Genomic DNA, 20,056 nt, shown 5'->3' on the forward strand with positions numbered 1-20,056 from the left:
CCGGAGGACGGGCCGTCATCAGGCGGCAAGCCAGATACTCCTCGCAGCTGGCGCAGTTAGCGATTACTTGCCTTTGAGATGCTGCCGAGCTTCTCTTTACCCCGCTCGAGTTTTGCTTCGGCACGAGCCCGATCCAAGCCGAGAGGCATCGCCCCCGACTTGAATGCGTGCGGATCGGCGACGGTCGCAACGAACGCACTCGCCAGCAGCGGGCCAACGCTCGGAATCTCCATCAACCTGCGACCCAGTTCGGTCTCTCGCGCACTCGCACGGACCCGACGATCGTTTTCGAGGATCTGTTCCTTCACGACACGAAGCTGTGCTTCAAGCATCCTCGGGCAAAGCCGTGCGTCGGCCGGTATCCTGGCATCGTTCTCGTCGTTGATGACCACGAGAAGTTGCTCAATTCCATTACGCCCGATCGGCGCCAGGACCCCGAACTCGGGTAGGTGCGCCCGCAGTGCGTTCGATTCGGTGCTCTGGCGGTCGAGCATCAATCAAAACCTGGTGCAGATCATCACACTCTGTTGCTCAGGCGACTTCACCGGCACGAAGCGCATCGTCGGCGTGTCACGGCCTCGCAGATCGCCTCTGCAGCATGATTCTTCTGCCGCTTCAGATGCGGCTTAACATACTGTGCCGGCACCAGCCGCACATCGTGGCCACGCGCGATTAGCTCGCGAGCCCAATGATGCACGAACTGCACGCATCGATCCCGACAAGCGCCGCCACATGCCGCTCGCGCCGCTAACTCCGCCAAATGAGTCGTGACCGCCCGCCATCGAACTCAGACGTCATTGCGGTGAGATGAAGATGCGCGAGACAGTCACGCGTCTGGGACGAACTATAAGCTCAAAATCGTCGCGGTTTGAGGTGGAGGAAAGACCTTCTTCTCTTCCCTTCGTTCTCGCAAGTATGAAGCCCGACGGATCCAGCCAATTGATTGCGTCATCGGAAGGTACCGGAATGACCGAATAGCGCCTATTCCGACCATCGGTTCCAACCAACGTAGCTTCGTCTGCTTCCTCGTCAAAAAGATCGCTCTCATCGCGTCGAATACTACTTTGCCATTCCAGGTATAGCTGAGGATCAATCTTGTTCTCGGAATCGGCACCGTAGCCTGACGCTGCCAACCATTGCTCAAAGTCAGCCCGTCTTACGGCGGCGGCGTCACGGGTTTTCGCTAAACCCTGTGCCAGTGCAAATGCGACGAATGGATCTAACGTACCCCAGCGAAGCAACTCACGGACCCAAAAGGCAAACCAGGGCAGGCCCGTGGTTGCTCGCCAATCTTCGAGCGAGGGGACAGCGGCGGGATCATCGGCACCGCTCGACCATGCTTGGGCGACTACGGCACCGATAACGGTTCCGAGACGGAATTCCAGATTGTCGGCGAGAAAACGCTGCCAGCTGCGAAGAGCGGCCGGAATGGGTGCCGGCGCGTCGGGACCTTGTAACCACCAGGCGAGGACGCCAGTCCAGTCGGCCAGCAACCGCCTGCAGGCGTTCCGCGGTGGCAGCGTCGCCGTATTCGGTAGCGTCCGCCAGTAGCTGCTTAATTTCAACGGCGATCGCCTCAAAACGGCGGCCGACATAAGGCGTAAAACCGTATTGATATAGTCGCTCGCGTTCATCGGAATCCGGATAGATGGTCTCGATAATTGCCCGGCCTCGACGAATGAAAGCATCCTCCATCCATGCTTCCTGGACTGCGGCAACGCTGGTGAAAGTCCGTTGCCATAGGGCGATCAAATAGGATTCGGCCTGTGGTCCATCCATGTCGGCCACGTCATCATGGCCCAGTTCCTCCAGTGCCGTCAGGAGAAAACCGTCGAGCTCATCGACACTGTCTGCTAACCGGGCCCGTGACGTGGTGGCTGCGACGCCAGCGTTAACACTTATGGCATTTGGGGTTATCGCGTCGAGCCAATCCAGAAATTCGTCTGCGCCAATGCCAATGGCCGCCGCCCGCTCGCGGATTGCAGTCAGCAACAGGGCCAGAGGGCTTTGCACAGCCGCTGCTTCTCGCTCGTCTCGCAGGACGTTGACCAAGAGAGTATTATAATCCGCCTGCAATTCCCGCCGTTGCCGAGTCTGCAACCGCTGCTCGGATGCCGTCTTGCTGGAATTGGCCTGTGGGATTGCAATGAGGGTCATACCTTCCATCCCGCTAGAGGCGCCGGGTCTCCCTGCCCTTCCGGCCAGGTTGCGGAATTCCGCCGTTGGAAGTGGTGCCACGACAGGTTGGTTTGTTAAGGGATCGAATGACCGCCGCTTCAGCGAGGTCAGCAAGATAATGTCGAATGGGAGGTTGACCCCTTCCGTCAGCGTAGCCGTCGCGACCGTGATCGGACAGATGCGCTTATCGATGAGATCGACCATCAACCGCCTAAGGCGCTGAGGCATCTGCCCGTGGCTCGTTGCGATGCCTTTGTCGAGCAGGGCGACCTCGTAGGATTCGGCGCCGCAGTAATCGGCGGCCGCGGCACGCGCCTCCTGGAAAAGTTCACCGGCTCGGCCTTCGGGTGGCGTGAAAGCGGGAATATTTGCCCAGTCGGGAAGTTGAAACGCCTCAACGTACCAGCGCATGGTCAGCTCCGGCTCTTGCATAACTGAGATCAGGATGCGGCGATCCGTCTCCAATAAATGCAGCGCCGTCCACAAGACGCTCGTTTGGTTGAAGCGGTAAAGGCTTTGTCGCATAAGCCTCGGCAGTACGGGCATGACTGGTGTGCGCAAAGGCAGATAGACGGGCGCATCGCGTCCGCGGACGGACAGAGGTTTTCCGTTCATCACATCAAGCAGTATCCGATCCGACGCATTCGGGTTCGTCTCCAGAACCCCGATCAACTGGCGCGTGCTGCGATAGCGTGTCCCAATTGCTGTGGCGTCGTTCCTTTTTTCGATCCATTTGGCCACTGGAAGTGCTGCGCCGCCTGCGACAGCGGTAAGGGCGATGCGAACTATGTGGGGAGCCCGCACCAATAGCCGGGAAACGAAGCTTTCGAGCCGAATGGCACGATTGCTATGTTCTGCCAGGTCGGCCTTGGTTCGGGTGTTGTTTTCGGCAACGACTTGATGGGCTTCGTCGATGATCAACAGCCGCAGCCGCGCGACCAAAAGAGGTCCGACAAATCGCATCAGGGCCTCCGCTTTCTCAACGGTCGCAACAAGGACGGTAGGCGTTTCAGCTTCCAGCCAATAGTCGGTAATTCCCCAGTCGGTGCCCCCATAGAGGCCTGTGATGATCATGTCATCGCCAAGTTCGCTCTTGAGCTTCGCTTCCACTTCTCCCGCCAATGCCCGTGATGGCACGACGTAGAGGGCGAGCGGGGAGGAGGCGAGACCCGTTGGGATGAGGAGTTCTTTTACAAGAGCAAGGTTGGCGACAAGGGTCTTCCCGGAGCCTGTGGGGGTACACAGCGCGAACGATGAATCGGTCAAGAGCCGGGAGAGGCCGGCGCGCTGCGACGACCACAAGATACCTCGGCGACGGCTATATTGCCCGCGGGCGAAGCGCGCGAGGCGCGGCGCCCTTGCGGGGTTAAGGGCGGCCAGCTCATTCACCGGTAGGTAAATTGAGGCCTCGGTGTAGCTGTGGGCCACCGCCCGCGCGAGCGTTATCAGTAGCGACGTGTCCTCGCTGAACGTCCGCGTCGCCATTTTTTCCAATGCGTCGAGTTTCTGGATTGCGCGGGCGAGGCGATCGGCCTGTCCTCGTCGCAAGGCGTTGGCAACGAGGCCAAGACTTCGGACAAGTTCAACGGTGAAGTACCACGCGATCCGGCCTTCTCCATCATCCTCGAGCAGCCGCCGAGGGGCCTCGCGGTCGGTCAGTTCCGAGTTTTGCTGCCAGAATGAGGCGGCGATAGCCAGAACCTCGTCGAAGTCGGCACGCAGGAAGCTGGCGTAGAGCCGGGACCCCTCATCCTCACCTGCTTTTTGTGCGAGCAAGCCATTCGCCATCGCCGGAAGGCCGCCCAACTGATACGCAGCGGCGGCAAAAAGTTCAATCGGCGCCACACTTCGGGTTCGGTCATTCGATCGGGTGAGCCATTCGAGAAGCTCGCCGGCCCTCCGATAGCATTCTATTGCACCAGCCGAGGCGCTGCCTTCTATCTCTCGATAGATCTCAGCGACATGCAGCAGCCGGCGGGCATCGGTGAGCTCTGAGCCGGATTCCGGATCGCCCCATTGGATCACCGGTACCTGCCAAGCCGTCTGGAGGCAACGCACAAAGGAACGTGCCTGCCTAGAGGAAAGCACGTTTTCCACGCCGATCTCGAGCCTCACCTCGTTGGCTATCCCGAGGCGTTCTTCATCTCGTTCCGCCACTGACTAGTCCTCTGCCCAGAGAAGGTCGTAGATTTGGTCGATCAGCGCGGCCCCGCGGTTTAAGATCAGTTCGACAACTTGAAGGTCGTTGGGCGACGTGTACTCTGCAGGCGTTTCCTCCCATCCGATCAAGGCCGACCGAGGCTCCCTGGTCGCGGCGCCATCACCGGCGATCATTATCAAGTTTGTCCGCGGGATGGGCACCGGGTTGCGCAGTACCAATGCCCTGTCGAGAGAAACAATTGCTGCTGCATAACCATCCCGGTCGCGTTCCGAGAGAAGGCGCTGAAGCTGGCGCACACCATGGGGAACGGGAAGGTCGCGGTTGATTTCAAACCAAACGCCACCCTTGCGGAACCTTTCTCCAGTTGATCTTCGTACTTTCCAGTCGCCCAACATCAAGTTGTCGACGGTGCTCCTATTAAGCGTTTCGCGCCATTTCGCTTCCCCCACAATCAGCCGAACAACCGCGCCGTCGTGGTCGAGAGATATGCCGAGAAAATCGGAGCCTAAGCGTCCAAAGACAGCTCTGACGCGAGCCGCATCGCGAGCAAGATCGAACAGATATTTTTCTACATCAGCATGATAGCGAAACAGAAAAATCGGGATCGACCATTTGTGTTTGCCCACAAACTCATATTGCTCGGTGACCAGCCCTGCGATTACCTCTCCGAAAAGGCCCCGCTTGGCGGTCATGGGAAGGCATCCGGGATACAGCAGTGCCGCGTCATCGACGTCGTCCTGTTCTGCGTCTGGATGGAGGTCGATCCCTATCTGTTCAGCAAAGTGCTCGCGGGCGTCGCGGTGGGCTGACTCAAAATATGGAACAAGAGCGGAAGCGAGGTTCCGATTTCTGTCCTCTTTTTCTTCAAGCAGAAGATGACCATAGGTCCCTTCGACTGTTGAATAAGGTTCTAGCCATCGATCCATCGCCCTGGATGGCGGTCCGCAGTCGTGCATTGTTGTTTGCGCCCCAACGCAGTTATTTCTGCCGCGTTTACAATACTCTGACGCTTAAAAGAAGATGTGCGCCAGACCAAATTTACGGGTGCCACAAGCGTTGGTAGGGATCATGTGACCGCGATGACAGATTCATCGCCAGACCGTGGCGGGCGGCGCAGCTACTTGGCATGACGGAGCGAATGGCCGCGCAAGTCTCGACCAAGGCATGGAACCTTGGGCAGTGTTAATGTGTCCCGAAAAGCGGGAGGATCACCCTCTCGCAGAATTTAATTCAGTACAGTGGCGTAGCGCTTCAAATCACGATTCGTCTTGGTCATCGGGTTTGCCAGACCATAAGTCGCCCAGTTTTTGGGATCTTCAACCGTCGGTAATTTTCACCCGCGCGTTTTTGCGCTCGAGTTCATCCAGATAATCGGCCCACCATTGCATCATCTTTACTCGCTCTTCCCAGTGCTCTGCCCGGGCGTAGGCGCGACGAACGTCGTTGTTCTCAACATGGGCCAGTTGCCGCTCTATGGCGTCCGCATGCCACTTTCCGCATTCGTTTAGCAGAGTTGATGCCGTTGCTCGAAAACCGTGCGCGGTAGCTTCTTCCTTACCGTAGCCCATGCGGCGCAGGGCGGCGTTAAGGGTGTTGTCGGAAATCGGACGCGAGCCCGATCGAACACTGGGAAACAACAGCGTGCCACCACCAGAGGTTTCTCTAAGTGAGGTCAGGACCCCGACGGCCTGCCTCGAGAGAGGTACGCGGTGCGGCCGTCTCATTTTCATGCGCCCTTCAGGGATGCTCCACACCGAGCTTTCGAAATCGAACTCGTCCCATCCGGCCGCGCGCAGCTCGCCGGGGCGGGGAAACAGCAGGGCCATCAGCCTTAGGGCGGCTCGGGTTGTAGGCTGCCCGTCAAATGCATTGATCGCCCTCAGCAAGCCTCCCAAGGCCTTAGGATCGGTAACGGCGGCGCGCGGCGTGACCGTTGGACCGACGAGTGCTCCCCGCAGGGCGATCGTCGGATCTGTATCGGCGCGTGCGGTTGCGATTGCATATCGAAACACGCTGCCGATAGTGGAGCGCAGTCGCCTGGCCGACTCGTATCGACCGCGAACCTCCACGCTGCGGAGAGCGGCAAGAATTGTGGCCGGATCAATCTCCCGAACGCTTTTGTCCCCCAACGTTGGATGGGCAAAGTCGAGCAACCATTTGACCTTGGTGATGGTCCGGTCGGCACGACCCTCCTTCTTCAGCTTGTCGACATAGTCCTCCGCGATTGAGCGAAAGGTGTCCTCTGCCGAAGCCTTTTGTGACTTACGCTCCTGGGCGGGGTCGATGCCACGTAGGAGGATACGTTTGGCGGTATCGCGCGCCTCGCGTGCCTCAGCGAGGGAGATGAGCGGATAGCTGCCCAACGCCAGAAGCTTCTGCTTGCCGCCAAAACGATAGGCGAGGCGCCATAGGCGAGATCCGGTAGGCTGAACCCAAAGCTGGAGCCCGCCACCGTCAGACAATTTCACGAGCTTTGAAGCGGGTCGGGCATTTCGGCATTTTACGTCGGAAAGCGCCATTTTCGGGAGCTCCATTTGGCTGCATCGATACCATCAGGATCTCCAATACCACCGAAAATACCAGCCCTCCGCCTCGTTGGACCAACTACGCCGAAATTCCACAAAACACGACCAACCGCGCCTTGCGTGCAAAAATCACCAAGGATTTCAGACATTTGCCGAGACAAAAGCGTAGATGCTTCGGCGAAAGAGACAGTCGGGAGAAGGGGGGATGGTGCCCAGAGGCGGATTCGAACCACCGACACGCGGATTTTCAGTCCGCTGCTCTACCAACTGAGCTATCTGGGCCTGTTCCGGCAAACGAATTCTCGTGAACCGGATTTCATGAGGGCGCCACGGGCGCCCCTTGAAAGCGCGTGGGTTATAGCACGGGAATTCGGCCTGTCCAGCGCCCAGCTGTCGATTTCTGGTAGGAAAAGAGATGCCGTCGAAAGGCGGCTTCCTCGGCGCTTTCATCGCCGGAATGGCCTGAGGTCCGGCCCCTTGTCGCCAGCCAGCCTCCGTCCCGGTGCTGCCATTCTTCACCGATCGCGTCGGGCGCGACCATGCGCTCGAGCTCGCACTCGAGTTCAGCAGGCGAAAGCGCGATGTCCAGCGCCCGCAGGCTGTCGTCCGGTTCGCCCAGGCTGGACGGGGGCGGCTTGCACGCGGCATAGTCGAGGCCGCATCAAGCCTGAACTTATGCCGGAGAGTGGCGTGGCAAGAAATCCCAGGATCACATTCATAGGCGCCGGCTCGACGGTGTTCATGAAGAACATTGTCGGCGACGTGCTGCAGCGACCGGCCTTGTCGGGAGCAACAATCGCGCTGATGGACATCAATCCGCAGCGGCTGGAAGAAAGCGCTGTCGTCGTCAACAAGCTGATCGCGACGCTCGGCGTGAAAGCAAGGGCCGAGACCTATTCCGACCAGCGCAAGGCGCTGGTCGGTGCGGACTTCGTCGTCGTCGCCTTTCAGATCGGCGGCTACGAGCCTTGCACCGTGACCGACTTCGAAGTGCCGAAGAAATACGGCCTGCGCCAGACCATCGCCGACACGCTCGGCGTCGGCGGCATCATGCGCGGCTTGAGAACCGTGCCGCATCTGTGGGCGATCTGCGAGGACATGCTCGCCGTCTGCCCGCAGGCGATCATGCTGCAATACGTCAACCCGATGGCGATCAACACCTGGGCGATATCGGAGAAATACCCTGACATCCGGCAGGTCGGCCTCTGCCATTCGGTGCAGGGCACGGCGAAGGAACTGGCGCACGATCTCGATCTTCCCTACGAGGAGATCCGCTATCGCTCGGCCGGCATCAACCACATGTCGTTCTATCTGAAATTCGAGCATCGCCAGCCGGACGGTTCCTATCGCGATCTCTATCCGGATCTCGTTCGCGCCTATCGCGAAGGCCGCGCGCCAAAAACCGGCTGGAACCCGCGCTGCCCCAACAAGGTGCGCTACGACATACTGACCAGGCTCGGCTATTTCGTCACCGAAAGCTCGGAGCATTTCGCCGAATACACGCCCTATTTCATCAAGGGAAGCCGCCCCGACCTGATCGAGAAATACGGCATCCCGCTCGATGAATATCCCAAGCGCTGCATCGAACAGATCGAGCGCTGGAAGGGCCAGGCGCAAGCCTATCGTTCGGCCGACCGCATCGAGGTCGAGCAGTCCTCGGAATATGCCTCCTCGATCATGAATTCGGTCTGGACCGGCGAACCGTCGGTGATCTATGGCAATGTCCGCAACAATGGCTGCATCACCTCGCTGCCCAGCGATTGTGCCGTCGAGGTGCCTTGCCTCGTCGATGCCTCTGGCATCCAGCCGACCTATATAGGCGACCTGCCGCCGCAGCTGACGGCGCTGATCCGCACCAACATCAATGTCCAGGAACTGACGGTGCGGGCGCTGGTGAGCAAGAACCGCGAGCACATCTACCACGCGGCAATGATGGATCCGCACACGGCGGCGGAGCTCGATCTCGACCAGATCGGGTCGCTGGTCGATGATCTCCTGGAGGCCCATGGCGACTGGCTGCCGGCCTGGGCGCGGACAAGCCGCAAGACGCACGCGGCCTGATCAAAGGCAACCGCGGGAAAGACCTCACCGACGGCGCTTGTACTGACGTTCCCTTTGCATGTGATCAACCGCCACTGGCTCCGTGCCGATGGCCTGGCCTTATTTCGGCTCGTCGGCGTCGGGCTCTTCCTCGTCGTCGCGTGCCTTGATGACATAGGCACCCTTCAGCCAGCGGTTGAGGTCGATGTCCTTGCAGCGCGTCGAGCAGAACGGAAAGGTGTCGCGCGCCGATGGCTTGCCGCATTCGGGGCAGGGGCGCTTTCGGCGTAGCGGCGTGACCTTGGAGTCGGAGTTCATGGCCGTGCGGTGAGCCAGCTCTGATGGATCTTGAAGCCTTCGCCCGACAGCAGCGCCACCGTTTCATAGAGCGGCAGCCCAACGATGTTGGTGTAGGAGCCGACGAGCTTGACGACGAAGGTGCCGGCGAGGCCCTGGACGGCATAGCCGCCGGCCTTGCCGCGCCATTCGCCCGAGGCGACATAGGCGTCGATCTCCTCGCGCGGCAGCCGCTTGAAACGCACCCGCGTCTCGACCAGCCGCTGACGCAGCTTGCCGCCTGGCGTGATCAGGCAGATGCCGGAATAGACACGGTGCGAACGACCGGACAACAAGCCGAGGCAGTTGGCGGCATCATCGAGCGTTTCGGCCTTGGGCAGGATACGCCGCCCAACCGCGACCACCGTGTCGGCGGCCAGCACGAAGCCTGGCGCATAGTCCGTCTCGGTCTTCAGCGATGCGAACGCCTTCTCGGCCTTTTCCTTCGACAGCCGCTTGGCGAGCGAACGCGGATGCTCGGCACGCAACGGCGTTTCGTCGATATCGGCTGGCAGGATCCGGTCCGGCTCGATGCCGGCCTGCTGCAAGAGTTCGATGCGGCGCGGCGACCCCGAGGCAAGCACCAGCTTCTGCAAAATGCTCATCGCGGACCAGTCGGCCTTGATCTTACTTGAAGCGGTAGGTGATGCGGCCCTTGGTCAGGTCGTATGGCGTCATCTCGACCAGAACCTTGTCGCCGGTCAGTACGCGGATGCGGTTCTTGCGCATGCGGCCGGCCGTATGGGCGATAATCTCGTGTTCGTTTTCGAGCTTTACCCGGAACATCGCGTTGGGCAACAATTCCGTCACGACACCCGGAAACTCGAGGACTTCTTCCTTCGGCATTCGATACCTTTGCTTGGATGGCAGTTCCGGCGCCCAGGCCGGAATTTCGGCGGAACCTATATGATAATCGAGCGCTTGTGAACACGCTTAATCCGTCGCGTTTTTTGCTTCCGGAGGCAAAAAACGCCGGCTTATGCGCAACTTCAGCCGCTCGCGCACGTCGCGGTAGGCCGCCATGATCTGCTCGCGCGTTCCGCTGGCACCGGTTGGGTCCTGCGTCGGCCAGTATTCGACCTCGACGGCGAGCGAGCGCGTGAGCTCCAGTGCGGCATGGTGCGCCTCCGGCGCCAGCGTGACGATCAGGTCGAAATAGTCGTCCTCGAGATCGTCGAGCGTCCTTGGATGACGCTCGCCCAGCGTGAGGCCCTCCTCGGCAAGCACGGCGTCGACGAACGGGTCGCGTTCGCCGGCACGCACGCCGGCCGAGGCGACAAAAATGGTGGCGGGCAGCATCCGGCGCGCCAGTTGTTCGGCCATCGGCGAGCGCACGGCGTTCATGCCGCACAGGAACAGGATCGAGCGGGGCAGGGCGCCGGGTACCAGGGCTAGCCCCGCCAGTGCAGCACGCAGACCAGCGTGAACAGCCGTCGCGCCGTGTCGAAGTCGATGTCGATCTTGCCGGAGAGCCGGTCCATCAGAGTCTGCGAACCTTCATTGTGCAGACCGCGCCGGCCCATGTCGATCGCCTCGATATGGCTCGGCGTCGAGGAGCGGATGGCGTCGTAATAGCTTTCGCAGATCATGTAGTAGTCCTTGACGATGCGCCGGAGCGGCGTCAGCGACAGGATGTGGGTGACCACCGCGGTACCGTCCTCGCGCGCCACGGCGAAAACCAGACGCTGCTCGGCCAGCGACAGTTTCAACCGGTAGGGACCGGCGCCGCTGTCGTTGACGGGCTGAAAACTGTTCTCCTCGATGAGGTCGAAGATCGCCACCGCCCGCTCGTGCTCGACATCGGGCGTGGAACGGCCGATCGATTCATCGAGTTCGACATCGATCAGCTTTGCGCGGGTTTGATCGGGGCCCGTCATCTCAGCCTACATATTCAGCCGTATGGCGACGGAGCGCCCATGCGCCTCGAGCCCTTCCGCCTTGGCGAGCGCGATCGCCGCCGGCGCCAGGACACGCAACTGCTCCGGCCCGAGTTTCAGCACCGAGGTGCGCTTGACGAAGTCGAGCACCGACAAGCCCGACGAGAAGCGCGCCGAGCGGGCCGTCGGCAGCACGTGGTTGGAACCGCCGACATAGTCGCCGATGGCTTCCGGCGTGTGGCGGCCGAGAAAGACGGCACCGGCATTGCGCATCCGCGACAGGAAACCTTCGGCATCGTCGATGGCCAGTTCGACATGTTCGGCCGCGATGCGGTCGACCAGCGGCAGCGCGGCCTCGATGGTCGCGACCTCGATCACCGCGCCGAAATCGCGCCAGCTCGCAGCCGCGGTCTCGCCGCGCGGCAAGCTCTGCAGCTGGCGCTGGACCGCTTGTTCGACTGCCTTGCCGAAGGCCGGATCGTCGGTGATCAAGATCGATTGCGCCGATACATCGTGTTCGGCCTGGGCGAGCAGGTCGGCGGCGATCCAGTCAGGATCGTTGTTGCCGTCGGCCACCACGAGCACTTCCGAGGGGCCGGCGATCATGTCGATGCCGACCGTGCCGAAAACCTGCCGCTTGGCTGCCGCGACATAGGCATTGCCGGGGCCGACGACCTTGGCCACCGGCCTTATCGTTTCGGTGCCATAGGCAAGGGCAGCGATCGCCTGGGCGCCGCCGACGCGATAGATTTCGGAAACGCCAGCGATGTCGGCCGCCACAAGCACCAGCGGCGGTATGGCGCCGCCGGAGGCGGGCACGCAGATCGCGACGCGTTCGACGCCGGCAACCCTGGCCGGTATGGCATTCATCAGCACCGAGCTTGGATAGCTTGCGGTGCCGCCCGGCACGTAGAGCCCGACGGCTTCGATCGCCGTCCAGCGCCAGCCGAGTTCGACACCGGCGGCATCCGTATAGCGATTGTCCTTCGGAAGCTGCTGTTCATGATAGGCGCGGATGCGGTCGCGCGCGAATTCGAGCGCCTTGATCGTCTGTGCGTCGGCGCCATCATAGGCACTGGCGATTTCGTCTTTCGATACGGCGATGCCGACGCTTTTCAGGTCGGCGCGGTCGAAGCGACTGGAATAGTCGATCAGCGCCGCATCACCATCGGCGCGCACCCGAGAGATGATCGCGCGCACCGCGGCCTCGACATCGGCGGATACTTCCCGCTTGGTCGTCAGGAAGGAGGCGAAACGCTGCTCGAAATCGGCATCGGACTGGCGAAGCGTGATGGCCATGGGGCGCTCAAGCCTTGTGGACGGGACGCGACGTGGCTTCCCACGCGCCGCCAATATCGGCAAGGCGTGCCTCGATGCATTCGACATCGAGCATGATGGTGCCGCCGCCCGAAAAGATCAGCTCGACGATGCCTGCCGGCTTGCTGATCTCGATGAAGCTGATCGCCAGCAGGGACAGCACCTCGGCGGGCTTGTCGCGGGCAATGCCATTGGTCTTGGCGCCCAGCACCCGATCGAAATGCAGAACGGCCTGCCGCCGCTCATTGTGCTGGCGAAACAGGCCCGACTTCGCCTCCCAGACGAAACGGTTCATGGTCAGCACGAAGCGCTTGGCCGAGGGCAGGTATTCGAGATCACTGACTTTCAGGACGGCGTCCTGGACATGAGCCGAAACGATGCTCAGATCCTGGTCGTCGAGCGCGATAAGCTTGAGGGCCATGCGGAATTTGCACCTGAAGTTGACGGTTCAGCCCTTCTGTTAGGCGGTCTTGGCGATCCGTGCAACCGCGCCAAGGGAGCTGCGACCGGTCAAGCTGCCGATCTCCCCCGCAAGGAGGGAGATTGGATGCAACATCTGCTTTCGCAAATCGCCAGCGCCGAAGGCAGGGTCGCCCTTGCTACGCCGAAATCCGCTCGATCACCGCGCCGCAATTGGAGAGCTTCTCCTCCAGCCGCTCGAAGCCCCGGTCGAGATGATAGACGCGGTTGACGGTGGTCTCGCCTTCGGCGGCAAGGCCGGCGATGACCAGCGAGACGGAAGCACGAAGATCGGTGGCCATGACCGGCGCGCCTTTCAGCTTCGCCACGCCGTCGACGATCGCCGTCTGGCCTGAAAGCGTGATGTGGGCGCCGAGCCGGGCCAGTTCCTGCACATGCATGAAGCGATTTTCGAAGATCGTCTCCGTGATGCGCGACTTGCCTTTGGCCATGGTCATCAGGCCCATGAACTGCGCCTGCAGATCGGTCGGGAAGGCCGGGAAGGGCGCGGTCGTCACGTCGACCGGCGAAATGCCGGCGCCGTTGCGCTTCACGCGGATGCCGGAATTGGTTTGTGTGATCTCGGCTCCCGTCTGCGAAATCACGTCCAGCGCGGTCTGCAGCAGTTCGGGACGCGCGCCTTCGAGCACGACATCGCCACCGGTCATGGCGACGGCCATGGCATAGGTGCCGGTCTCGATGCGGTCCGGAATGACGCGCACCCGAGCGCCCGACAGCGCTTCGACGCCATCGATGGTGATGGTCGGCGTGCCGGCGCCGGAAATTTTCGCGCCCATGGCGTTGAGGCATTCGGCGAGGTTGACGATTTCGGGCTCGCAGGCGGCGTTTTCCAGCACGGTTTCACCCTTGGCCAGCGATGCCGCCATCATCAGCACATGGGTGGCGCCGACCGAGACTTTCGGGAAGGCATAGCGGTTGCCGACCAGGCGGCCATTCTTGGTCTTGGCGATGACATAGCCGGTGTCGACGTCGAGATCGGCGCCGAGCGCCTGCAGGCCTTCGAGGAACAGGTCGACCGGGCGCGTGCCGATGGCGCAGCCGCCGGGCAGCGACACCTTGGCTTCGCCCATGCGGGCCAGCAGCGGGCCGATCACCCAGAACGAGGCGCGCATCTTCGACACCAGCTCGTAAGGTGCCGTCGTGTCGACGATGTTGCGGGCGGAGAAATTGATGGTGCGCGAATAGCCTTCATTCTGCTTCTCGCGGCGGCCATTGACCGAATAGTCGACGCCGTGATTGCCCAGGATGCGGATCAGCTGCTCGACATCGGCCAGATGCGGCACGTTTTCCAGCGTCAGCGTGTCGTCGGTCAAAAGCGAGGCGATCATCAGCGGCAAGGCGGCATTTTTCGCGCCCGAGATCGGAATGCTTCCGGCGAGCTTGTTGCCGCCGACAATTCTGATGCGATCCATGGAAGAACGTCCCTCTCGGCTCAAAAAGGCCGGTTCAATCGTTTGAGTATCGGCCCGTCTAGACCATTGGCCAATCTGGTTCAAGAAATAGGATTTCGCCCGCTCCGGTCCAAGAGTGGCCGATTTGAGTTAATCTTTTTGTATTTCCCTGGCCGTGCCGAGCCCATCCGGCCTCTGGTCGGCTTCCCCTGTACGGCGCGAGCGCGATTGCGCCTTGCGTTTCTGCAGATTGGCGCGCAACTGCTCGGCGAGCCGGTCCTTGCGGTCCGTGCCGCCCTTTTTCGGTGATATCGTCTTGTCGCTCATCGTCCCGTCCCGGCCGGCGGCCTGTCGTTCAGGGATAGCCAACATTGTGGCGCCGCCATGTCATTGAAAGCTATCCGGCAAAGGCTTTCACAGAAGCGTTGTTCTTGGCCTTGCGCTTACCGGTTCGATATGGCAGAAGCCCCGCCATCAGCGGCTGCGGTAGCTCAGTGGTAGAGCACTCCCTTGGTAAGGGAGAGGTCGAGAGTTCAATCCTCTCTCGCAGCACCAGTTCTTCCAACCAGTTTCAATGTGATGTCGTTGCCGGTCACTTTTTCCCGGCACTGGCAGGCGGACGAAGGCGCAGCACGGCATTTTGCCGGTGGAATTTCCACGGACTTTGCTCCCTTGCGTTCTCGCAACCCCGCGGCGTGATTACCTTACCTGCACCTGCCTTGAGATCGTGGCCGCTTGATTGACCTGAAACGATCCTAGCCACGCATTTCGGCAATCTCTCTTTCGACGCGAAATACAGCCTCCTGGAGGCTGCGTTCATCGGACATGTCGATGCTTAATGTTGATCTCTCTTTGCCGAGAAGGAGGCTTTTTACCCGGTGGATGATTGGTATCGATTGCAAGTTGGTTTTCGGATCTGCCTCGAACAGCCGCTCCATATAGCTCTGATGAAAGAGCCGGTCCTTCAGCCGTTTCGACAATAATGGTTCGGCGGCGTCCACACTTATCGCAAGATCCGAAGTGGGTATCAGATCCAGGACCGTTGCCAGTGACGCCGTGTCCGCAACTCCGCTAAACAGGCTAAGAGAGCAGACGGCCTGAATGAAACCCTGATCGAAAATCACAATTTCCCGATCGCCGACCGAATACTGCCAAGCCACTGATAGAGCAAGGATGTAGCGGCTGAACCTTATCAACCAAATCGGATTTTTCGGCGTTAAAGTTCGGACCAGCTTGACTGTCAGCCTGAGTTCATCCGCCTTGTTCAAGGGACGCAAGGCAAACGCGGCCGTTCGCAGTATCGCCCTGACAACACGCTGGAAAGCGTACCAAAGCCCGCCAGGGTCAAATGGTGTGGAATGGGCACCGGGTTGATAGGAAAGCACGACTTTCGCAACGTAGCCCTGAGCTTGCAGACGGCGCTGAAGTGCATGTGCAAATGTTGTTTTGCCCGACCCGGCAGGGCCAAATAACTCGACAATCACGCGATCCGGCTCCGGTGATATGTTCCAAGCCAAGTCCCCCGACCGGCCACGGGAACAACGACCAAGGGGCGAATTCGAACACGTTCTCGAAGCAACCAGCAGGCTGCTACGCACGTGAATTCGCACCATTTTTTGTTAGCCAGCTTCCTCCGTTCGCATGAACCGCTCCTTACGAATTTGTAAGGAATCGATCGGTGAGCCTGTCAGGATGGCTTGGGTTCAACGTCGAGGATGCGCTTGTGCTCGATGCATAGCCGCGATCCGCAATCAATGGCCGCTTCGCGCCTCATTGGAGACCTCGGCAGGCCGCGAGTTGATCAGTCTTTCAGGCCATGGCGAGCGCGGCGGCGATGGCATTTGGCCGCTCGGGCGTTGGATGGTTCTCCAATCGCAGCAGATTGAAATCGAGGTGCTTCTTCTTGAACATGGAGACCAGGGTGACGCCTGCTGAATTGGTTGCGAATGCGTAATCGGCTAGAAATGCGCCGGCAACTTCAGTCGGACTGCCGCGGCAGGTCGCCAAGAGCGGCCAGTATTTCCTTTTACGTATTTGACGTCTCGACGATTCGATCTCGGCCAGAGAATATCCCATGCGTCACAAACGTTCTGTGCCCGTGAGCGCTCCTTCAACTTGTCAATGTTGGGCTCCAGCGGGGTATTGGCAATCTGAACGAATCGATAAGGCAGCGATTCATCGAGAGCCGTCATTCCAGCCTTGAGGTCTCCTGCGACCGAAATGGCCCGGGCCTTCCCGACCTGAACCACGCGCTCCACGGCAGACAGAGCACCTTGAATGGCGTGGGACGCACTCTTGAAGCATACCGCTGGAGCGCCGGGACCGCCGCAATGGCAATCCGCGACAATGGCTTCAGCACTCGCATGGTGGCGGCGGTCTTCGGCGGACGCATGCCAAGCTCGGTGCAGACGCAGAGGCCACCACCAACGGAAGCGTCGTCGTCGGCCGCTACGAGGTTGGAGCGTGGGCTCGCCTGACAGGATCATCCCGGCTCGCCAATGGGCGGAAAGGCCGTTTCCTATATTCTCGCAGAACCAGTTTCCTGGTTCTTGAATCGGCCTGCCTTGGCGCCCCGGCCGTTGTCAGCTGTGCATATGCGTCAGTTCGAACCCGGCGTCATCCTGCGCGTCGGACAGGTGTTGTTCGGCGGACCGGAACATGTCCGAGAACTCCATCTCGTTCTCCAACATCACACCGCCGACCTTTATGGTGAGGGCATCCTCGGTGCCTTTTGGCGCGAAGTAGACCTGTGCGACACGCGTCCGGATACGTTCGCCGACTTCCTTGGCCTCTGCTTCCGTCGCGCCCGAGAGGAAAACCCCGAACATCGAGGCTCCGATGCGTCCGACCAGATCCTCCTCGCGCACCGACGACTGTATGGTCGAGACGATGAGCCGCAAGGCCTCGTCGCCCCATTCGAGGCCAAAGCGCATGTTGATGGATCGAAGGTGTTCGGGATGAATGATCAGGAAGGCGCCCGAGCGTGGTCCTGGTCCCGATCGCCTGGCGGCCCGTCGTTCAATCATCGACGTGAAGACCGGCCCGTTCAGGCAGCCCGTCAGCCTGTCATACGTCCCGGACTTGTTGAGTTCCTGGCGGTAGCGGTGGATTTCGACCCGGTTCCAGCCGATCAGCGCGAAAAGCGGCAGGCCGATGATCACCGGCAGCAGTCCCGCGGTGATCATGCTGCGGGCGAACGGCGTTAGCGTGTCGCTGAACAGGAGCAGGTAGTTCAGTCCAAGGGAAAGGCCGAGGCTCCCGGCGGTTCCCAGGAACGTCAGCCACGCGACGTGCTTCCAGGCCTGGGCAGTGGTGGTCGCCATTGGTCTCGTCATCGGCCGATCTCCTGTCAGATCGGCTGATATAAGGCCTGTCTGCCGTAATTTCGGTTTCGCCGAACCGTACAATTTGAACGATCCATCCTTGTCATCGCGCGACCTTGGCGACCGAGCCTGCCCCTCCCAGCCTATCGCGGTGGCCCGAAGATACCCATCTCGGCATCTTTGGCAATTGCTTCCGCCTTGCCATAGATGCCGCCCGGCAGCGCCATGGCCCAACCATTGGCGACGAGCCAGGCGCCGACATCCTGCTTGCCCAGCCGGCACGGCGCGGCGATGGCAAAGCGCTCGGCTTCCGGCGGCAGGAAACAGGTCAGCGCGCGCCCCCGCAGCCAGGCATTGAAGGCCGCGCGGGCGCGCAGCCCACAGGGCCAGGCTTCGTCGCGAAAGGAGCAGGTCTGGGCCACGTCGATGTCCAGGGCCCCGCTGATCGCCACTTTCCGCCCCATCGATTCGAAAGTCGCCGACGACGTTGCAATGGGATGGTAGAGCAGGGTTTCGCGCCAGTCTTGCGGCATTGGCGTCCTGGGGCGGATGGCGAGGCCGAGTTCACCGAGCGGCGGCCGGGCTTCGACCCGCTCGATTTCCGAGGCGTCAACCGGCGGCGGGGCGATGAGGCTCTCGGCAATCCGCCGTGCCGGTTCTCGTCTTGATCCGTCGACAGTGGCGGTGTCCGCCGGGGCCGCCTGCTTGCCGGAATTTTCCAGCGGCGGAGCAGGGCCGGGCCGGTCGACCGAAAGCAAGGCTCCGGCGTGCATGATCAGGACTATTCCGACCAGCAGTTCAAGGCTCCCGACCGCGATCATCAGTCGGACATGCCGAGGCGTGCCCATCAGGCCATCGCGGCGTTCAAGCAAGGTCCCCCCGGCAGCCGGTCAGAAACCCGACGTCGATTTGGCAACCAGTTTGAGCGCACCCTTTTCTATCCGATAGAATGGCATCGATCTTTGGCTGGATCCGTCAGCGCGAAAACGGAACAAACCTGTCGATCCGCGAAACCCGTTCGGGTTTTCGAGCACCTGTTTGCTGAAGCCGTCAGGTCCGACCGCGCTCGCTATCCCAGCTGTCAGGGCAACCATATCATAGGCATAGGCCACATTGACGTCGGCCGGGTAGTTGTATGTCGTCCTGAAACGGTCGGCGATCGGTCCGGTTTCGCTTGAATCGAGCGTGGCGATGTATGCCCCCTCGAACAACGGATCCATGGGATGTTCCAGCCAGCGGTCCGTTCCGACGACGGAGATTGCCTTTCCCGGAATGCCCTTTGATTTGAGAGCGGCAAGGACGGGCGAGGGGCTGCCGTCGCCGCTGGCAACGATGACCGCGTCGGGAGCGTCCACGAGCGAGCCCATCTGGTCGATGGCCTTCGCGCCGCCGTCACCGGCCGAATAAGGCAGGGTGACCGCGAGCGTTGCGCCATAGATGCTAAGGCCATTCGCCACCCGCTTCTCCACGGCGCTGGCGTTTGAGCCTTCCGCGACCAGCAGTACGAACTTCTTGCGGCCTTTCGCGGCGAGCCCAGCTGCGCCCGCCGCGGCGCTGTCGGCTTCGCTGAGACGCACGGCATAAACCCCAGCGCCGCCAGCGAAATTGTCGGCAAGCGCCAGGACCGGCGGCCGCTTCGATCCGGACAGCGTCGCAATATGCTGCGCCGCCGGCAGTTCGGTCGGACCGATGACCACTTTCGATCCCGTCGTTATGGCCTGCACGGCCTGCTTGCTGGCCTGTGCGCTGTCGCCCTTGGTGTCCTCGATCGTCAGCGTCAGCAATCCATTGCCGATATCGGTCATCGCCAGCTTGGCGGCGTCACGCATCTTCCTGCCGTTCTCCCCCGACGTCCCGGGAGCCGACAAGGGCAGCAACATCGTGACTTTGGTCGAACCGGTGCCGAGCGACTGGCTCGCCTGGGCCGGACCGGCGCCGGCGGCGCCGCTCTGGCCGGCGGGCGCGGCAACCGCGGCCGGATCGAGCACGTCGGAAACGCCGCCTTTCGACTGGCAGCCCGACACTATCGTGGCGAGCGCCAGGGTGATTGCCAAAATCGGCGGGTTGCGGACCTGCCGGCCTGCTTCCATGATTGCTCCACCCTATCTGTCGCCGGGTATTTCCCGGTCTGGTCTTCAATTCATGTTGCGGCGGATGTGCCGTGCTGTTTTGCCGTGCTCTTCAAGGAGGCGGGCCCTCACCGCCTTGAGCATTGGTCGACCTCGCCTGCGGCAGCGGGCGCGGATCACCCGGGACCCGGCTCATTGTGCCCGGCGCGATGCTTCGTGCGGTGGTGTACGGGCCGTCCGCGCCAAGTTCCACTGGACTGCGCGGCAAACGGGCGACGCTGGTCAGGGGGATTATGCCGGCGACCGCCCCCAGGATCGATCGCTCGGCTGTCATGACGGCCAACAGGCACGGCCTATCC

20 protein-coding genes and 2 tRNA genes are annotated in these 20,056 nt (G+C 61.2%); 2 read left to right on the forward strand and 20 right to left on the reverse strand.

Annotated elements, in window-relative coordinates; translation table 11 throughout:
- Nucleotides 1–56: 56 nt before the first annotated feature.
- The 6 genes from EB815_RS12605 to EB815_RS12625 form a co-directional block, all read right to left on the reverse strand.
- On the reverse strand, nt 57–494 hold the full coding sequence (locus tag EB815_RS12605; protein WP_155767376.1) for a transposase: 438 nt from the start codon (nt 492–494) through the stop codon (nt 57–59).
- Nucleotides 495–794: 300 nt separating this feature from the next.
- Nucleotides 795–1,241, reverse strand: coding sequence for a hypothetical protein (locus EB815_RS33570; protein WP_245303387.1), 447 nt, complete (start codon nt 1,239–1,241; stop codon nt 795–797).
- A 76-nt stretch (nt 1,242–1,317) separates the two neighbouring features.
- Entirely contained in the window at nt 1,318–4,335 is a 3,018-nt protein-coding gene (locus tag EB815_RS12610) for a DEAD/DEAH box helicase (RefSeq protein ID WP_245303388.1), read from the reverse strand.
- Nucleotides 4,336–4,338: 3 nt separating this feature from the next.
- Nucleotides 4,339–5,265 carry an aminotransferase gene (locus EB815_RS12615; protein WP_348625445.1) on the reverse strand — a complete coding sequence of 309 codons (927 nt, stop codon included), beginning with the start codon at nt 5,263–5,265 and terminating at the stop codon, nt 4,339–4,341.
- Nucleotides 5,266–5,655: 390 nt separating this feature from the next.
- Nucleotides 5,656–6,858, reverse strand: coding sequence for a tyrosine-type recombinase/integrase (locus tag EB815_RS12620; RefSeq protein ID WP_065005683.1), 1,203 nt, complete (start codon nt 6,856–6,858; stop codon nt 5,656–5,658).
- A 212-nt stretch (nt 6,859–7,070) separates the two neighbouring features.
- A tRNA-Phe gene (locus tag EB815_RS12625) sits at nt 7,071–7,146 on the reverse strand.
- Nucleotides 7,147–7,554: 408 nt separating this feature from the next.
- Here EB815_RS12625 and EB815_RS12630 point away from each other — a divergent pair.
- A complete protein-coding gene (locus tag EB815_RS12630) occupies nt 7,555–8,925 on the forward strand; it encodes an alpha-glucosidase/alpha-galactosidase (RefSeq protein ID WP_056566327.1) in 1,371 nt (456 codons plus the stop codon).
- A gap of 99 nt (nt 8,926–9,024) precedes the next feature.
- Here EB815_RS12630 and yacG read toward each other — a convergent pair whose 3' ends face one another.
- From yacG to EB815_RS12675, 9 genes are all read right to left on the reverse strand, one after another.
- Nucleotides 9,025–9,222, reverse strand: coding sequence for a DNA gyrase inhibitor YacG (gene yacG, locus EB815_RS12635; protein WP_056565898.1), 198 nt, complete (start codon nt 9,220–9,222; stop codon nt 9,025–9,027).
- Nucleotides 9,219–9,845 carry a Maf-like protein gene (locus EB815_RS12640; RefSeq protein ID WP_056565900.1) on the reverse strand — a complete coding sequence of 209 codons (627 nt, stop codon included), beginning with the start codon at nt 9,843–9,845 and terminating at the stop codon, nt 9,219–9,221. The genes yacG and EB815_RS12640 overlap by 4 nt, the downstream gene beginning before the upstream one ends.
- Nucleotides 9,846–9,867: 22 nt before the next feature.
- Nucleotides 9,868–10,086: a translation initiation factor IF-1 gene (infA, locus tag EB815_RS12645; protein WP_006200926.1), complete on the reverse strand. Its 219-nt coding sequence runs from the start codon at nt 10,084–10,086 to the stop codon at nt 9,868–9,870.
- 87 nt (nt 10,087–10,173) lie between these two features.
- Nucleotides 10,174–10,584, reverse strand: coding sequence for a low molecular weight phosphatase family protein (locus EB815_RS12650; protein WP_056565903.1), 411 nt, complete (start codon nt 10,582–10,584; stop codon nt 10,174–10,176).
- 47 nt (nt 10,585–10,631) lie between these two features.
- The gene (locus EB815_RS12655) at nt 10,632–11,117 is read right to left on the reverse strand and encodes a UPF0262 family protein (RefSeq protein ID WP_056565905.1); all 486 of its coding nucleotides are present in this window, start codon (nt 11,115–11,117) and stop codon (nt 10,632–10,634) included.
- Between the two features lie 6 nt (nt 11,118–11,123).
- On the reverse strand, nt 11,124–12,416 hold the full coding sequence (gene hisD, locus EB815_RS12660; RefSeq protein WP_056565908.1) for a histidinol dehydrogenase: 1,293 nt from the start codon (nt 12,414–12,416) through the stop codon (nt 11,124–11,126).
- 7 nt (nt 12,417–12,423) lie between these two features.
- Nucleotides 12,424–12,855, reverse strand: coding sequence for a DUF2948 family protein (locus EB815_RS12665; RefSeq protein WP_056565911.1), 432 nt, complete (start codon nt 12,853–12,855; stop codon nt 12,424–12,426).
- A 178-nt stretch (nt 12,856–13,033) separates the two neighbouring features.
- A complete protein-coding gene (gene murA, locus EB815_RS12670; RefSeq protein ID WP_056565913.1) occupies nt 13,034–14,326 on the reverse strand; it encodes a UDP-N-acetylglucosamine 1-carboxyvinyltransferase in 1,293 nt (430 codons plus the stop codon).
- Nucleotides 14,327–14,455: 129 nt separating this feature from the next.
- On the reverse strand, nt 14,456–14,632 hold the full coding sequence (locus EB815_RS12675) for a hypothetical protein (RefSeq protein WP_081295154.1): 177 nt from the start codon (nt 14,630–14,632) through the stop codon (nt 14,456–14,458).
- A 153-nt stretch (nt 14,633–14,785) separates the two neighbouring features.
- On the opposite strand from EB815_RS12675, the gene EB815_RS12680 reads away from it, so the two are divergent.
- Nucleotides 14,786–14,860 (forward strand) — tRNA-Thr (locus EB815_RS12680).
- A gap of 200 nt (nt 14,861–15,060) precedes the next feature.
- Here the strand turns inward: EB815_RS12680 and EB815_RS12685 are convergent.
- The 5 genes from EB815_RS12685 to EB815_RS12705 all read right to left on the reverse strand — a co-directional run bounded on the left by EB815_RS12685 (nt 15,061) and on the right by EB815_RS12705 (nt 19,718).
- A complete protein-coding gene (locus EB815_RS12685) occupies nt 15,061–15,789 on the reverse strand; it encodes a hypothetical protein (protein WP_155772542.1) in 729 nt (242 codons plus the stop codon).
- Nucleotides 15,790–16,114: 325 nt separating this feature from the next.
- A complete protein-coding gene (locus EB815_RS33575; protein WP_244493933.1) occupies nt 16,115–16,381 on the reverse strand; it encodes a hypothetical protein in 267 nt (88 codons plus the stop codon).
- Between the two features lie 506 nt (nt 16,382–16,887).
- A complete protein-coding gene (locus EB815_RS12695) occupies nt 16,888–17,640 on the reverse strand; it encodes a GGDEF domain-containing protein (protein ID WP_244493934.1) in 753 nt (250 codons plus the stop codon).
- Between the two features lie 131 nt (nt 17,641–17,771).
- Nucleotides 17,772–18,500, reverse strand: coding sequence for a thermonuclease family protein (locus EB815_RS12700; RefSeq protein ID WP_244493935.1), 729 nt, complete (start codon nt 18,498–18,500; stop codon nt 17,772–17,774).
- 18 nt (nt 18,501–18,518) lie between these two features.
- Nucleotides 18,519–19,718: an ABC transporter substrate-binding protein gene (locus EB815_RS12705; RefSeq protein WP_056565923.1), complete on the reverse strand. Its 1,200-nt coding sequence runs from the start codon at nt 19,716–19,718 to the stop codon at nt 18,519–18,521.
- Nucleotides 19,719–20,056 lie beyond the last annotated feature (338 nt).

The organism is Mesorhizobium loti (genome assembly GCF_013170705.1).
GTDB classification, from domain to species: domain Bacteria; phylum Pseudomonadota; class Alphaproteobacteria; order Rhizobiales; family Rhizobiaceae; genus Mesorhizobium; species Mesorhizobium loti_D.

Excerpts from the sequence above, each read along its gene's own strand:
- EB815_RS12650 (WP_056565903.1), bottom strand. The coding sequence starts at position 10,584 with ATGAACGCCGTGCGCTCGCCGATGGCCGAACAACTGGCGCGCCGGATG.
- murA (WP_056565913.1), bottom strand. The coding sequence starts at position 14,326 with ATGGATCGCATCAGAATTGTCGGCGGCAACAAGCTCGCCGGAAGCATT.
- EB815_RS12640 (WP_056565900.1), bottom strand. The coding sequence starts at position 9,845 with ATGAGCATTTTGCAGAAGCTGGTGCTTGCCTCGGGGTCGCCGCGCCGC.
- EB815_RS12605 (WP_155767376.1), bottom strand. The coding sequence starts at position 494 with ATGCTCGACCGCCAGAGCACCGAATCGAACGCACTGCGGGCGCACCTA.
- EB815_RS12705 (WP_056565923.1), bottom strand. The coding sequence starts at position 19,718 with ATGGAAGCAGGCCGGCAGGTCCGCAACCCGCCGATTTTGGCAATCACC.
- EB815_RS12665 (WP_056565911.1), bottom strand. The coding sequence starts at position 12,855 with ATGGCCCTCAAGCTTATCGCGCTCGACGACCAGGATCTGAGCATCGTT.
- EB815_RS12655 (WP_056565905.1), bottom strand. The coding sequence starts at position 11,117 with ATGACGGGCCCCGATCAAACCCGCGCAAAGCTGATCGATGTCGAACTC.
- EB815_RS12620 (WP_065005683.1), bottom strand. The coding sequence starts at position 6,858 with ATGGCGCTTTCCGACGTAAAATGCCGAAATGCCCGACCCGCTTCAAAG.
- EB815_RS33575 (WP_244493933.1), bottom strand. The coding sequence starts at position 16,381 with ATGGGATATTCTCTGGCCGAGATCGAATCGTCGAGACGTCAAATACGT.
- EB815_RS12695 (WP_244493934.1), bottom strand. The coding sequence starts at position 17,640 with ATGACGAGACCAATGGCGACCACCACTGCCCAGGCCTGGAAGCACGTC.
- EB815_RS12615 (WP_348625445.1), bottom strand. The coding sequence starts at position 5,265 with ATGGATCGATGGCTAGAACCTTATTCAACAGTCGAAGGGACCTATGGT.
- hisD (WP_056565908.1), bottom strand. The coding sequence starts at position 12,416 with ATGGCCATCACGCTTCGCCAGTCCGATGCCGATTTCGAGCAGCGTTTC.
- infA (WP_006200926.1), bottom strand. The coding sequence starts at position 10,086 with ATGCCGAAGGAAGAAGTCCTCGAGTTTCCGGGTGTCGTGACGGAATTG.
- EB815_RS12675 (WP_081295154.1), bottom strand. The coding sequence starts at position 14,632 with ATGAGCGACAAGACGATATCACCGAAAAAGGGCGGCACGGACCGCAAG.
- yacG (WP_056565898.1), bottom strand. The coding sequence starts at position 9,222 with ATGAACTCCGACTCCAAGGTCACGCCGCTACGCCGAAAGCGCCCCTGC.